We start from the raw sequence: 14,757 nt of genomic DNA on the forward strand, positions 1-14,757 counted from the left end.
ATCTCCCCCAGCTACCGCTGGGAGGCGCCCCCGGACGGGCTTGAATTCCGCGGCGGCAGCTCAGGTCGCCTCTTGTCCGGGACCTCCGTGTAGTCCGGTGGTTCCGCCGCCGGCTTCGCTGCCAGTAGGTCGAGTGCTGTCCAGACCGCGTCGTCCAGTTGGCCGTGGCGGCCCTCCGCCCAGTTCAGCGGGGTGCGCAGGGCCTCGATGTCCGGGTCCACGCCGTGGTTCTCCACCGACCAGCCGAACGTGTTGAACCAGGCCGCGTTCATCGGGACCGTGATCACCGTGCCGTCGCCGAGGCGGTGCCGGCCGGTCATGCCGACCACACCGCCCCAGGTGCGCTGGCCGACCACCGGGCCTATTCCGAGCAGCCGGAACGCCGCCGTGATCATGTCGCCGTCGGACGAGGTGGCCTCGTCGGCGAGGGCGACCACCGGCCCCCGGGGCGCGTTCGACGCGTACGAGACGGGCTGGGCGTCGCGGGTGAGGTCCCAGCCGAGGATCGTACGGGTGAGCTTCTCGACCACCAGCTCGCTGATGTGACCGCCGGCGTTGCCCCGTACGTCCACGATCAGTGCGGGGCGGGACACCTCCAGGCGCAGATCGCGGTTGAACTGGGCCCAGCCCGAACCGCCCATGTCGGGGATGTGCAGATAGCCGCACCGGCCGTCGCTCAACTCCCGTACGACAGCACGCCGTTTGGCCACCCAGTCCTGGTAGCGCAGCGGGCGCTCGTCGATCAGCGGGACCACCGCGACCCGGCGCGATCCGCCCTCCCGGCCGGCCGGGCTGAACGTCAGCTCGACCGTGGTGCCGCCCGCCGCGGCGAGCAGCGGGTAGGGGCCCGTGAGCGGGTCCACCCGGCGGCCGTCGACATGGGTCAGTACGGCACCGTCGCGGATGCCCGTACCGGCCAGCGGGGAGCGTGCCTTGGAGTCCGACGAGTCGCCGGGCAGGATGCGCTTGACCACCCAGGCGCCGTCCCGGCACACCAGGTTCGCGCCCAGCAGGCCCATCACCCGCTGGTAGTGCGGCGGTCCCTCGTTGCGGCGGGCGGCGGTGACGTACGCGTGCGAGGTACCCAGCTCGCCCAGGACCTCGCGGAGCAGATCGGCGAACTCGTCGGGGGACGCGACCCGTTCGACCAGCGGGCGGTACTGCGCCAGGACCGCCGACCAGTCGATGCCGCACATCCGGGGTTCCCAGAAGTAGGCGCGGATGAGGCGCCCCGCCTCGTCGAACGCCCCGCGCCACTCCGACGGCGGGTCGACATCGTGCAGGATCCGGCGCGGGTCGAGATAGACCGTGGTGTCGCCTTCACCGGGCTCGGTGGCGGGGACCGCGCGCAGCTCGCCCAGGTCCATGACCACCAGCCTGCTGCCGTCGCCGCTGACCGCGAACCAGTCCAGGTGGTCGACGAGTTCGGCCTTGCGGGCCCTGGCGATGGCGAAGTGTTCGAGCGTGGGGCGGCCCGAGGTGTCGGCCGGGTTGACGAAGGTCTCGCCGAGCGCGCCCGAGATGGGCCAGCGCAGCCAGACGAGACCGCCGCCGCTGACCGGGCAGAGCGAGGAGTACTTCGACGCGGGCACCGGGAACGGCGTGACCCGGCTCTCCAGGCCCTCGATCTCGACCAGCACCTTGCTGCCGTCGGGGCTCTCGTCGCCGAGGTCGTCGCCCGGGTCGAGACCGCCCGCCGCCGGGCGGCCCTCGGGGGAGAGCGCGAAGGGCGAGGGCGTCGTGGAGGTGAGCGGCACCAGGTACGGGCGGCAGCCCAGCGGGAACGACAGGTCGCCGGTGTGGACGTCGTACACCGGGTCGAAACCGCGCCAGGACAGGAACGCCAGATAGCGGCCGTCGCTGGTGAAGACCGGATTCTCGTCCTCGAAGCGGCCGTTGGTGACGTCGACGATGGTGGGTGCCATCGGCCCGGCGATCTTCGCCATCTTGATCTGCCGCAGGGCGCGGCCGACCCCGGGGTGCGACCAGGTCAGCCAGGTGCCGTCGGGGGAGAAGGCCAGATCGCGCACCGGGCCGTTGAGGGAGCGGATCAGCTCGGTGACCACACCGGCACCACCACCATCACCACCACCCGGCGGGACCGCCCCTTCACCGTCCGCCACCGCGTCCTTCGCCGGATCGCCTCCCTGGGCCTCACCCTCCGCCGCTTCACCCGGCGCCGTGGCCACGGTCTCGTCCGGCAGGTCGTCGTCCACCGGGAGCAGCAGCAGCCGCCCGTCGTGCGAGGCGATGGCCAGCTGCTCGCCTTCGGGGTCCGAGACCATCTCCAGGACGCGGCCCAGCTCGCCCGCCGCGTACCGCCGGGGCGGCCGGTCGCCGGTAGCGCGCGGCATGTAGGCGATCTCGACCGCGTCCTCGCCCTCCGCGTCCGTGACGTACGCGATCCGTCCCGCGCTGCCGAGCATTTCGGGGAGGCGGACCCGTACCCCCGGGGTGTCCGCGATGGTGCGGGCCGGGCCGTCGCGGTGAGTGAGCCAGTACAGGCTGCCGCGCACGACGACCGCGCTCGCCCGGCCCGTCTCGTCCACGGACACGCCGTCGACGTTGGTGGACGCCGGGATCTGGTAGGCGCGCCGCCCGGTGCGCGGGCTGCCGATACGGACCTCCAGCTTGCGCGGTACCGCGCCGGGCGACAGGTCGTCGGCCAGCCAGATGTCGCCCGCGCACTGGTAGACCACCCGGTGCCCGTCGGTGGACGCGTTCCTCGCGTACCAGCTGTCGTGGTCGGTGTGGCGGCGCAGATCCGTGCCGTCCGGCAGACAGGAGTAGAGGTTGCCGATGCCCTCGTGGTCGGAGAGGAAGGCGACCCGGCCGTCGACCAGCATCGGGCAGGCCAGATGCCCCTCGATCCCGGCGAGCAGCCGCTTGCCGTGCAGCCAGAGGCGGCCGGTGGCGCCGCCGCGGTAGCGCTTCCAGGCGGCCGGTTCGTGCGGCGGCGTGCCGGTGAGCAGGAGCGTGCGGCGCTCGCCGGCCACGTCACCGATCGCGATGTCGTGGACCGGGCCCCAGGGCAGCTTGGCTCCCGGCGAGCCGTCGGTGGCCACCGTGTAGGCCCAGCTGAAGTGCGAGAACGGCTGGTTGTGCGAGGCCACGGCCAGGATGTCGCCCTCCGGCGTCCAGCCGCGTACCCGGGTGTCGAGCGAGCCCCAGTACGTCAGCCGCCGGGACGGCCCGCCGTCCACGGGGGCCAGATGGATCTCCGGGTCGAGGCTGCGCCAGGACGTGTACGCGATGTGTCCGCCGTCGGGGGAGAACCGCGGCTGGCCGACGCGGGTCCGGTCGGCGGTGATCCGCCAGGCCCGCTCGGGACGCCCGGCCCCACCGTCGAGGGGTGCGACCCAGAGGTCGTCCTCGGTCACGAAGCACAGCAGGTCGCCATGGAGGTTCGGGAAGCGGAGGTACGCGGCGTCTCCCGCATCGGCTTGGCTCACCCCTCAATGCTTTCCGCGCTGCGGAGGCCCGGCAACTCGTGGCGTCGCCCCTCCGGGGACCGGCACCTCTGATCGACACCTCTCACGCGGTCACCGGCACCTTTGAACGGCGCCTCTGACCGGCCCTCGGACCGGACCCCTTATGCCGGTCCGACAACCGTGATCGAGTCCACATGCGAAACGTTGTCGTTTCGCTCGGGCGCGGCGTACCGTCGAGCTGTACGAATCCGTTTCGCTCGGGAAGGCCGGGGATGGCGAGCAGACTGACGCCGGAGCGCGAGGGTGAGCTGTACGCGGCCACGCTCGATCTGCTGCGTGAGGTCGGCTACGAAGCCCTGACCATGGACGCCGTCGCCGGCCGTACCCGGTCCAGCAAGGCCACCCTCTACCGCCAGTGGGGGAGCAAGCCGGAGCTGGTCGCCAGGGCGCTGCGGAACAACAAACCTGTCCGTATGGACGAGGTCGACACCGGTTCACTGCGCGGGGACCTCCGGTCCATGATGGCGCGCGAGGGCGACTGCCAGATGGAGCGGAACTCCGCCCTGATACGGGGTCTGATGCATGCCGTGCATGAGAACCCGGATCTCTTCCAGGCCCTGCGCGAGCTGCTGATCGAACCCGAGGTGACCGGACTCAAGCGCATGTTGCAGCGCGCTGTGGAGCGTGGCGAGGTCAGTGCGGACAACCCCGCGCTGAACTTTGTCCCGCACATGGTGGTGGGCGCCTTCGTCGCCCGTCAGCTGCTGGAGGAGCAGCCCGCCGACCGGGCTTTCCTCTCCCGTTATCTGGACGCCGTGGTACTCCCCGCTCTCGGCGCCCAGCCACCGATCAATCCCTGATCAGGCAGTCACTGATCAACGGTCAACGGCTGGTCGATGACTGGTCACCACCGTGACCGCCATCCGGGCCACCGCCTGACACACCTGAACACCTCTCCACCTGACACGCCGCTCTCGTCGTCGGGCTGGTTCCTTACGCCCTTTTCCACCCGACCTGACCGGGAGACGCCCTCGTGGCCACGTACCTCTACAAGCTCGGACGGTTCGCCTTCCGGCGCCGCCGTTATGTCGCCCTGGTGTGGGTGGCGCTGCTGGCGCTCGCCGGCTTCGGCGCCTCCTCAGCCGCCACCGCGACCGCAAGCTCCTTCTCGATACCCGGCACGGAGGCCCAGAAGGCCTTCGACCTGCTGGGGCAGCGGTTCCCCGGCGCGAGCGCCGACGGGGCCACCGCCCGGGTCGTCTTCAAGGCCCCGTCCGGCGAGAAGATGACATCCGCGGCGAACAAGGCCGAGGTCAAGAAGGTCGAGGGGGAGCTGAGCTCCGGCTCGCACCAGATCTCATCGGTTACCGATCCCTACCAGGCGAAGGCCGTCTCCAAGGACGGCAGCACCGTCTACGTGCAGGTCTCCTACAAGGTCAGCTCGATGGAGCTGACCGATCAGACCAAGAGCTCGCTCCAGGACACCGCGGACAAGGCGCAGCACAACGGGTACAGGGTGGAGATCGGCGGTGACGCGCTCCAGGCCATGCCGGAGACCGGCTCCGGCGAGATCATCGGTGTCGTGCTCGCCGCGATCGTGCTCATCGTGACGTTCGGCTCGTTGATCGCCGCCGGCCTCCCGCTGCTGACCGCGCTCATCGGCGTCGGGATCGGCGTCTCGACGATCACTGCGCTGGCCAACGTACTGGACCTGGGCAACACCACATCGACGCTGGCGATGATGATCGGCCTGGCGGTCGGTATCGACTACGCGCTGTTCATCGTCTCCCGCTTCCGAGCGGAACTCGCCGAGGGCAGGGAACCGCAGGAGGCCGCTGGACGGGCGGTCGGAACGGCCGGCTCGGCGGTGGTCTTCGCCGGGCTCACCGTGGTCATCGCCCTGGTCGGCCTGGCCGTCGTGAACATCCCGATGCTCTCCAAGATGGGCTTCGCGGCGGCCGGTACGGTCGTGATCGCCGTCCTCATCGCGCTCACCCTCATCCCCGCGCTGCTCGGCTTCGCCGGAAAGCGCGTGGTGGGACGCAAGGCGCGGAAGAACCCGCCGGTGCCGGGCGCCGAGGCCAAGGCCAACGGCGGCACCCGCTGGGCGCGCGTCGTCCTGCGCCGCCCCGTTCTGGTGCTGCTCGTGGGAGTGATCGGCCTGGGCGCCATCGCCATCCCGGCCGCGTCCCTGCAGATGGGCCTGCCCGACGACGGGGCGCAGCCCACCAACACCACACAGCACCGTGCGTACGACCTGCTCTCGGACGGCTTCGGCCCCGGGTTCAACGGTCCGCTGACGACGGTCGTCGACGTCAAGGGCGTCAGCGACGGCAAGGCCGCGGTCGACGAGGTGCACCAGAAGATCGCCAAGCTCGACGGCGTGGTCTCGGTGGCGCAGCCGTTCTACAACAAGGCGCACGACACCGCGACGATCAGCGTCATCCCCAAGGACCGGCCCTCCTCGGCCAAGACCGAGGACCTGGTCCACTCCATCCGTGACGCGGGTGCGCAGGTCAAGTCGGACACCGGTGCCACGGTGCTGGTCACCGGCGCGACCGCGATGAACATCGACTTCTCGCAGAAGATGAACGACGCGCTGGTCCCGTATCTGGCGCTCGTCGTCGGGCTCGCGTTCCTGCTCCTGATGGTGGTCTTCCGCTCGGTGCTGGTGCCGCTCAAGGCGGCGCTCGGCTTCCTGCTCTCGGTGGTAGCCGCCCTGGGCGCGGTCGTCGCGGTCTTCCAGTGGGGCTGGCTCGGCTCGCTCTTCGGCGTCCAGCAGACCGGCCCGATCATGTCGATGATGCCGATCTTCATGGTGGGCGTGGTCTTCGGTCTCGCGATGGACTACGAGGTCTTCCTGGTCACCCGGATGCGGGAGGCGTATGTGCACGGGGAGAGCCCGGGACAGGCCGTCGTCACCGGCTTCAAGCACGGGGCGCGGGTGGTCACCGCCGCCGCCGTCATCATGATCGCGGTCTTCTCCGGCTTCATCGGGGCCAGCGACTCGATGATCAAGATGATCGGCTTCGGCCTCGCCATCGCGGTCTTCTTCGACGCCTTCGTCGTACGGATGGCCATCGTGCCCGCCGTCCTGGCGCTGCTCGGCAAGCGGGCGTGGTGGCTGCCGCGCTGGCTTGACCGGGCGCTGCCGAACGTGGACGTCGAGGGCGAGGGCCTGAACAAGCACATCGAGGAACGGACACAGCGGGAGCTGATCGACGCCTGAGTGAGTGACTCAGGTCCGCAGCGGCCCTCCATGCCCCACGGCATGGGGGGCCTCCTGCTGCTCCTGGGGCGCGTCCTCACGGAGCGCTTCCCTGCGGGCGGCCCGCTCGGCCCGCTCGGTTTCCTGGGGGACCGCCGCATGGGTCCTGCGCAGGAACCGGATCAGTGGCGCGTTGTCGAACTGCACCACCGTCACCCCGTCCGGCGAGTAGAACTCAAGGACCACCTGGGCCCGCCCGCACGGCCAGATCCCGATGTCGCCGGAGCGCCGCGGCGTCCGCAGCCCGGCTTCGAGCAGATCCCTGGCGAAGACCCACTCGCCGCCACCGCCGGGGAAGAGGAAGCGCACGGCGCCGGGGTCGCCCTCGGGGTCGTACTGCAGCGCGATGTAGACCACCGACCACTGGCCGGGGACGTCCGTCACGACATGACCTCGTACGGGCACCTCGACGGCGGGGGACATGTGCGCTCCCTTGATCTAGTGATGTAGCAAATGTTCCCTTTAGGGCCATTTGTATTCTAATGTTCCATATTTTGGCAGGGGCGCCACCGCTCGGCCACCGCTGCGCAGCCGCAGCTGGGGCCGAGGCGCTCTTGCGAACCATTCGCAACAAGGCTCTATCATCGAACGGTTCACCACCGCCGGTGCGCCATCGCGAGGAGAGAGTCACCACATGCATGTCCCCGACGGATTCATCAACGCCCCCGTATCGGCGGTGACCGGTGTAATCGCCGCGGGCGCGATCGCCGTGAGCCTCCGGGGCGCGCGCCGTGAGCTGGACGAGCGCACCGCGCCGCTCGCCGGCCTGGTCGCCGCCTTCATCTTCTCGGTGCAGATGCTGAACTTCCCCGTCGCCGCCGGCACCAGCGGACACCTGCTGGGCGGCGCGCTCGCCGCGATCCTCGTCGGCCCGTACACCGGGGTGCTCTGTGTCTCCGTCGTCCTGCTGATGCAGGGCATCCTCTTCGCCGACGGCGGGCTCACCGCGCTCGGCGTGAACATCACGGACATGGCCATCGTGACGACCGTCGTCGCGTACGCCGTCTTCCGCGGCCTGGTCAAGGTGCTGCCCCGCCGCCGCAGCTCGGTCACCGCCGCCTCCTTCGTCGCCGCGCTGCTCTCCGTACCGTGCGCCGCGCTCGCCTTCACCGCGATGTACGCACTCGGCGGCACCACCGATGTTCCGGTCGGCAAGGTGCTGACCGCGATGGTCGGCGTCCACATCCTCATCGGTATCGGCGAGGCCGCGATCACCGCACTCACCGTGGGCGCCGTGATCGCCGTCCGCCCCGACCTGGTCCACGGCGCCCGCGGCCTGACCGCCCCGCTCAAGCTCCGGGTGGGCGGCGAACTCATCGACGCGCCCGCCGCCGAGCCGGTCCCGGCCGCCGCCAGGTCCGCCCGGTCCACCCGCAAGATCTGGGGCATCGGGCTGATCACCGCTCTCGTACTGGCCGGGTTCGTCTCCTTCTACGCGTCCGCCAGCCCCGACGGCCTGGAGAAGGTCGCCCACGACAAGGGCATCGACGCCAAGGAGCAGCCGCACCACACCGGGGACTCCCCGCTCGCCGGTTACGGCGTCAAGGACATCTCCGACGCCCGGCTCTCCGGCGGGCTCGCCGGGCTGATCGGTGTCGGCGCCACGGTCGTCGTGGGCAGCGGTGTCTTCTGGGCGGTCCGCCGCCGCCGTACGCAGGCCGTCCCGGCAGGCTCGAACGCCGGAGCCGTCTGACATGGGCGCAGGTCACGCGCACAAGCTCTACCGGCACGGCCACTCCCCGGTCCACGACCTGCCGCCGCACTGCAAGCTCGCCGCCGTCTTCACCTTCGTGATCGTGGTGGTCTCCACCCCGCGCGAGGCGATGTGGGCGTTCGCGCTGTACGCGGTGCTGCTCGCGGGGGTGACCGCGGTTGCCCGCATCCCGGCCGGGTTCCTCCTCAAGCGGCTGCTCATCGAGATCCCGTTCGTGGCCTTCGCGGTGCTCATGCCGTTCGTCGTCCCAGGCGACCAGGTCCACGTCCTGGGCCTCTCGGTCAGCGAGCCCGGACTCTGGGGCGCCTGGAACGTACTGGCCAAGGGCACGCTCGGCGTCGCCGCTTCCGTGCTCCTCGCGTCCACCACCGAACTGCGCTCGCTGCTCCTCGGGCTCCAGCGGCTGAAGCTGCCGCCGATGCTGGTGCAGATCGCGTCCTTCATGATCCGGTACGGCGACGTGATCACCGACGAGATGCGCCGGATGTCGATCGCCCGCCGCTCACGCGGCTTCGAGGCGCGCGGCGTACGGCAGTGGGGGGTGCTCGGCAAGTCGGCCGGGGCGCTCTTCATCCGCTCCTACGAACGGGGCGAACGCGTACATCTGGCCATGGTCAGCCGGGGATACACCGGGACCATGCCCGTCATCGACGAAGTGACGGCGTCGGGAGCCCAGTGGCGGTTCGCCGCGGCACTCCCCGTCGCCGCGCTCTGCGTCTGTCTGCTGGGATGGATCCTGTGATGGACCTTGTGACTACGACCCCCACCGCCCCGCCCTCCCTGGAGATCGCCGGCCTCGCGTACGCCTACCCCGACGGCCACCAAGCGCTCTTCGGGGTCGACCTGGCCGTCGAGCGCGGCCAGCGGGTCGCGCTGCTCGGGCCCAACGGCGCGGGCAAGACCACGCTCGTCCTGCACCTCAACGGCATCCTCACCGGCGGCGCCGGCACGGTCTCGGTGGCCGGGCTGCCGGTCGCCAAGGCCAACCTCGCGGAGATCAGGCGCCGCGTCGGCATCGTCTTCCAGGACCCCGACGACCAGCTGTTCATGCCGACGGTCCGCGAGGACGTCGCGTTCGGCCCGGCCGCCGCCGGGCTGCGCGGCCCGGAGCTGGAGGCGCGGGTCGTCGCTGCGCTCACCCAGGTCGGCATGGAGTCCTACGCGGACCGGCCCCCGCACCACCTCTCGTACGGCCAGCGCCGCCGCGTCGCGGTCGCGACCGTCCTCGCGATGGAGCCGGAGATCCTGGTCCTTGACGAGCCGTCGTCCAACCTCGACCCCGCCTCCCGCCGTGAACTCGCCGACATCCTGCGGTCGTTGGAGGTGACGGTGCTGATGGTGACGCACGACCTGCCGTACGCGCTGGAGCTGTGCCCGCGCGCCGTGGTGCTCAGCGACGGCGTGATCGTCGGCGACGGCCCGACCGGGGACATCCTCGCGGACGAGACGCTGATGCGGGCGCACCGGCTTGAGCTGCCGTTCGGCTTCAATCCCCGTGCGGTGGTCTGAGCCGCTGCCTGTCGGGGATCCGCAGCCTCCGGTCCTTCTGTACGAGAGGCGGTACGCCCCCGCCGGTCAGGCGCCGGCGCCCTTCCGGGTACGGCCGGCCGCCAGGCTCACCAGGACGGCGAGGGCCAGCAGCGCCACCGCGCAGCTGAACACCTCCCCGGCGGGCCGCAGGCTGGTGGCGTGGATCAGTACGCCGACACCGATCGAGGGGACGGCGAGCATCGTGTAGAGGATCGCGAAGAACGTCGACACCGCGGCGCCCCGGTGCTCCGGATCGCTGCGGGTGGTGATGGTGCCGAGGCCGTAGCCGATGGCGATACCGGTCGCCAGACCGTTCACCGCTGCGCCGACGATCAGCGCGGCCAGGGTCTCGGTCGCCATGGCGGTCGCGATGAGCGCCGCCGCTGCGATCAGCCCCACACAGGCCACGGTCAGCGCCGACCCGGACCCGATCCGGCGGATCAGCAGCTGTCCCAGCGCGGTGCAGACGAACGCGGTGAAGACGACGGCCCCGGTGAGCGTGTGATTCGTGTCGTGCAGCACGTCGCCGAGGAACAGCCCGGTCACGGCGGTGAGCACCCCGAGCACCGCGAAGCCGGTCCCGGTCACCATCGCCGACCGCAGGAAGTCCGAGCGGATCTCCGCCGGGACGTGCAGCGGCTGGAGCCGGAAGGTGAAGCCGGTGCGGTGGCGGACGGTCTCCGGGGTGGCCGCAAGACCGGCGACGGCGAGTGCCGTGAGGACGAGCGAGACGGCCCACGGCGTACGCAGCGGGGAGGGCGCCGTATCGGCCAGCACCCCGGCGAGCAGCGGGCCGCAGGCCAGTCCGCCCATGTTGGCGAAGAGCGCCACCGTGGCGGGGCGCACCCTGCCGTCCGCCGGCATCAGCTCGGTGAGCGCGGCCGTGCCGGCGCCGGTCACCAGCGCAGCGGAGAAACCGGAGAGCACCCGGCCGAACAGCAGGACCGGCACATCGGGGGCGACCAGGAAGACCACGGCGGCGCAGACGGACAGCACGGTCGCCGCCACCAGCACCGGGCGGCGCCCGATCTGGTCCGACAGCCGCCCGAAGGTCAGAAGCCCGACGACCACCCCGATCGCGTAGACGGCGAAGATCACGGTGACCGTGATGGGCGAGAAGCCGAAGTCGTTCTCGTACAGCGGGTAGAGGGGCGTGGGCACGGTGGTCCCCACCATCGTGATCCAGAAGGCGAAGGCCACCACGGGCACCGCGAACCGCCGGGTGCCGCCCGGTTTCCCTGCCGGGGAGGCCGCACGGTCGGATGGGGTCGGCATGGCGGGACCTGCTTTCCTCTACGGGGCCCGCACGGTCATCCGTGAGATCGCCGGGACGCAGCGGACTCTAGGCCGTCTCCTCCCGCCACACGGGACACCCACCCCTCCGGGTCACACGGAAGACCCACCCCCCCGGCACTCAGTGGCAGAGCCGCACCGCACCATGGACCCTGTACGCCAGTCCGGGCGTACAGCTAGATGTGGGAGCGCGACGTGGTGGACGTCCAGGGCACAGTGGCGGACGGATTCGAGGCGGTCCGGGACGCCTTCGTACGGAACTTCACGCACCGTGCGGAGCGCGGCGCCGCCGTCACCGTCTACCGCGACGGCCACAAGGTCGTCGACATCTGGGCCGGTACGAAGGACGTGGACGGCGCCGAGCCCTGGGCCCTGGACACCGCCCAGGTCGTCAGGTCCGCGACCAAGGGGGTGGCCGCCGCCGTCCCGCTGCTCCTGCACCAGCGCGGCCAGCTGGACCTCGACGCCCCGGTCTCCACGTACTGGCCGGAGTTCAAGGCGGGCGGCAAGGAACGCGCCCTCGTACGGCACTTCCTCGCCCACCGCGCCGGCGTCCCCCTCATCGACAGCCCCCTCACCCCCGCCGAGGCCATCGACGGGGTCTCCGGCCCGCGCGCCGTCGCCGCCCAGCAGGCCGTCTGGGAGCCCGGCACCGAGCACGGCTACCACGCGCAGACCTACAGCTGGCTGCTGAGCGAACTCGTCCGGCGGGTCACCGGCCGCACCATCGGCCGCTGGATCGCCGAGGAGATCGCCCGCCCCCTCGACATCGACTTCTGGGTCGGCCTGCCCGCCGAGGAGGCACACCGCGTCGGCCGGATCGGCACCGTCGCCGCGCCGCCGGTCGGCAGCGGCCTCAAGCTCAAGCCGAAGCGGTCCGTCAGCGACGCGTACCAGGACCCGTCCTCGCTGACCAGCCGGGCCTTCGGCGCCATCGAGCCGTTCCCCGACGAGAACGATCCAGCCTACCGCGCCGCCGAACTCCCCGGCTCCGGCGGCATTTCCACCGCCCGCGCCCTGGCCCGCGTCTACGCCGCGATGATCGGCCACGTCGACAACGGCAACCGCCTCTTCGCCCCCGCCACCCTCGCCCTGGCCCGCAGCGAGGAGTCGTCCGGCCCGGACCGCGTACTCGTCGTCAACACCCGCTTCGGCCTGGGCTTCATGCTGCACGGCCCGTCGGCCCCGCTGCTCGGCCCCGGCTCGTTCGGGCACCCCGGCCGGGGCGGCTCGCTCGGCTTCGCGGATCCGGAGTCGGGGGTCGCGCTGGGGTATGTGACCAATGCGCTCCAGAAGGGTGTCACCGCCGATCCTCGCGCCCAGGCCCTGGTCAGGGCGGTGCGCTCGGCGACATGATCGGCGTATGGATACCACGAGGCGGTTCGAGGGTTACGCGGTCCTGATCACCGGCGCGGGAAGGGGAATCGGCGCGGCCACCGCCCGCCGCCTCACCGACGAGGGCGCCCGCGTCCTGGTCACCGACCTGGACGGCGACCGCGCGGAGAAGACGGCGGCGGCGCTGCCGGGCGCGCTGCCGTTCACCTGCGATGTCACCGACCGGTCCGCGGTGGAGGCGGCGGTGGCGTACGCGGTGGCCGAGTTCGGCGCACTCGACGTCCTGGTCAACAACGCGTACGCCTGCTCGCCGGACGCCCCGCTCTTCGAGGACGAGGACGACGCGTCCTGGCACCGCGACCTGGACGCCACGCTGAGCGGAGCGTTCCGTGTCTCGCGCGCCGCCATGCCGCATCTCGCGGCGGCGGGCGGACGGGGCGCGATCGTCAGCGTCGGCTCGGTCAACGGCTCCCAGGACTTCGGCAACCACGCGTACAGCGCGGCGAAGGCGGGCCTGACCAGCCTGACCCGGACCCTCGCGGGCCACGCGGCGCCGCGCGGGGTCCGGGTCAACCTGGTGGCGCCGGGCACCATCCACACGGATGTGTGGGCGGCGCGCGATGCGGAGGCGGCCCTCGAAAAGGCCGCGAAACACTACCCGTTGGGCCGGGTGGGAGTGCCGGACGACATCGCGGCGGCGATCGCGTTCCTGGCGTCGCGGGACGCCGCGTGGATCACCGGGGTGACGCTGCCGGTGGACGGCGGCCTGCTGAGCAGCAACCTGGGGCTGCGGGACTCGCTGCGCTGACGGGCGGCAGATGCGTGAGGTGACCGGCCGCGTGCCAGCGGGCCCGGACCGGGGCTGCCGGTCCGGGCCCGCTGCGTTCGCGGTGCGGTGTTCACGTCGCCGTGGTCACCGTGTCGCCCCCGTGGGAGCGTTGAGCCGGATGGGGCGGGTTACTTGGTGAAGGCCGCGGTGCCGTTCGGCGTACCGAGGCCGGTCGGGCCGTCGTAGCCCTGGCCTGCCTTGCACAGGTAGTCGCTGCACGACCCGTTGGCCCCGCTGGTGACGTCGTTGAGGGAGCCGGTGTGGGCGTACGGGTACGAGGCGGGGGTGTCACTCGCGCCGGGGGTGCCGGCGAGAGCGTAGACGCCCGCGATGAACGGCGAAGCGGCGCTGGTGCCGCCATAGACGTTCCAGCCGCTGGCCTGGTAGGTGTCGTAGACCGCGAGGCCGGTGGCCGGGTCGGCGACGGACGCCACGTCAGCGACGGCGCGCTTGGCGCAGTCGGCGTCCTTCTGCCAGGACGGCTTCGCGTCGTACTGCGAGCAGCCCGATCCCGCTCCCTCGCCGCCCGCGCTGGTGCCCCAGACGGACTCGGACCAGCCGCGCGTGCTGCTGTCCTTCTTGAGCGAGGTGCCGCCGACCGCGGTGACGTACTGGGAGGCGGCCGGGTACTCCACGCCGTAGCCGCTGTCACCGGAGCTCACGGTGATGGCGACGCCGGGGTGGTTGAAGTACTGGTCGTCCGCCTGCGTGTCGCTGGTGTCCTCGCTGCCGCCGTAGCTGTTGGAGACGTACTTGGCGCCCTGCTTGACGGCCTGGTTCACGGCCGCGCCGAGGTCGTCCATGCTGGCGGAGTTCGCCTCGACGAGCAGGATGTGGCACTGCGGGCAGGCCGCGCTGACCATGTCGACGTCGAGGGAGATCTCCCCGGCCCAGCCGGCGTCGGGTGCCGGGTAGTTGGAGCCGCCGTCCTGGTCGGTCTTCGTGAAGCAGCCGTTGTCGGTGGTGCACGCGGGCAGGCCGTACTGGGACCGGTAACTGGCCAGGTCCTGCTCGGCGTTGGGGTCGTCGTTGGCGTCGACGATCGCGACCGTCTGGCCCGCGCCGCCGTCCTTGGGGAGGTTGTAGGCGGACTGCAGGTCGCTGGGGCCGTAGCCGGAGGGGGCGGCGTGGTGGCCGAGCGACTTCTGCTGCTTGATGTCGGTGCGGGCCACGGCGTTGCACGCCATGTAGCCGGGCTTGGTCGGATGTGAGCAGAGCCGGTGCGTGTGCACCGCGGATGCCGGTGCCGCGGAGCCCGTCGTCGCGAACGCGGACGCCTGCGAGGCGGCAACGAGGCCGCCGGATATGAGTGCTACCGCTGACAGCACGGCCGGTGCGCCGCGGCGCAGCAGACCGT

11 protein-coding genes are annotated in these 14,757 nt (G+C 71.4%); 7 read left to right on the plus strand and 4 right to left on the minus strand.

All coding sequences use genetic code 11. From position 1 onward, the window contains the following. Positions 1–11: 11 nt before the first annotated feature. Entirely contained in the window at positions 12–3,452 is a 3,441-nt protein-coding gene (locus OG452_RS20800) for a S41 family peptidase (RefSeq protein ID WP_327297088.1), read from the minus strand. Between the two features lie 251 nt (positions 3,453–3,703). Between OG452_RS20800 and OG452_RS20805 the strand changes: the two genes are divergently transcribed. Further along, a complete protein-coding gene (locus OG452_RS20805; RefSeq protein WP_327297089.1) occupies positions 3,704–4,291 on the plus strand; it encodes a TetR/AcrR family transcriptional regulator in 588 nt (195 codons plus the stop codon). Positions 4,292–4,464: 173 nt separating this feature from the next. Further along, the gene (locus tag OG452_RS20810) at positions 4,465–6,660 is read left to right on the plus strand and encodes an MMPL family transporter (RefSeq protein ID WP_327297090.1); all 2,196 of its coding nucleotides are present in this window, start codon (positions 4,465–4,467) and stop codon (positions 6,658–6,660) included. A 9-nt stretch (positions 6,661–6,669) separates the two neighbouring features. Here the strand turns inward: OG452_RS20810 and OG452_RS20815 are convergent, their stop codons facing one another. Continuing rightward, entirely contained in the window at positions 6,670–7,122 is a 453-nt protein-coding gene (locus OG452_RS20815) for an SsgA family sporulation/cell division regulator (protein WP_327297091.1), read from the minus strand. A gap of 211 nt (positions 7,123–7,333) precedes the next feature. Here OG452_RS20815 and OG452_RS20820 point away from each other — a divergent pair, with 211 nt between their 5' ends. The 3 genes from OG452_RS20820 to OG452_RS20830 are packed head-to-tail and all read left to right on the plus strand — an operon-like array spanning position 7,334 to position 9,922. Then, complete coding sequence (locus OG452_RS20820) at positions 7,334–8,392, plus strand: energy-coupling factor ABC transporter permease (RefSeq protein ID WP_327297092.1); 1,059 nt, start codon at positions 7,334–7,336, stop codon at positions 8,390–8,392. Between the two features lies 1 nt (position 8,393). Continuing rightward, positions 8,394–9,155: a cobalt ECF transporter T component CbiQ gene (gene cbiQ, locus OG452_RS20825; protein ID WP_327297093.1), complete on the plus strand. Its 762-nt coding sequence runs from the start codon at positions 8,394–8,396 to the stop codon at positions 9,153–9,155. After that, complete coding sequence (locus OG452_RS20830) at positions 9,155–9,922, plus strand: energy-coupling factor ABC transporter ATP-binding protein (protein ID WP_327297094.1); 768 nt, start codon at positions 9,155–9,157, stop codon at positions 9,920–9,922. The genes cbiQ and OG452_RS20830 overlap by 1 nt, the downstream gene beginning before the upstream one ends. A 66-nt stretch (positions 9,923–9,988) precedes the next feature. Here the strand turns inward: OG452_RS20830 and OG452_RS20835 are convergent, their stop codons facing one another. Beyond that, the gene (locus OG452_RS20835; RefSeq protein WP_327297095.1) at positions 9,989–11,218 is read right to left on the minus strand and encodes an MFS transporter; all 1,230 of its coding nucleotides are present in this window, start codon (positions 11,216–11,218) and stop codon (positions 9,989–9,991) included. Between the two features lie 216 nt (positions 11,219–11,434). On the opposite strand from OG452_RS20835, the gene OG452_RS20840 reads away from it, so the two are divergent. Both OG452_RS20840 and OG452_RS20845 read left to right on the plus strand, forming a co-directional pair. Further along, positions 11,435–12,592 (plus strand): serine hydrolase domain-containing protein, encoded by a 1,158-nt coding sequence (locus OG452_RS20840; RefSeq protein WP_327299714.1) that lies wholly within the window; start codon positions 11,435–11,437, stop codon positions 12,590–12,592. Positions 12,593–12,599: 7 nt separating this feature from the next. Then, on the plus strand, positions 12,600–13,379 hold the full coding sequence (locus OG452_RS20845; protein ID WP_327297096.1) for an SDR family NAD(P)-dependent oxidoreductase: 780 nt from the start codon (positions 12,600–12,602) through the stop codon (positions 13,377–13,379). A gap of 149 nt (positions 13,380–13,528) precedes the next feature. Here OG452_RS20845 and OG452_RS20850 read toward each other — a convergent pair whose 3' ends face one another. Beyond that, a complete protein-coding gene (locus OG452_RS20850; RefSeq protein ID WP_405565426.1) occupies positions 13,529–14,587 on the minus strand; it encodes a S53 family peptidase in 1,059 nt (352 codons plus the stop codon). Positions 14,588–14,757: the final 170 nt, after the last annotated feature.

Source organism: Streptomyces sp. NBC_01197, from assembly GCF_036010505.1.
Lineage (GTDB): Bacteria > Actinomycetota > Actinomycetes > Streptomycetales > Streptomycetaceae > Streptomyces.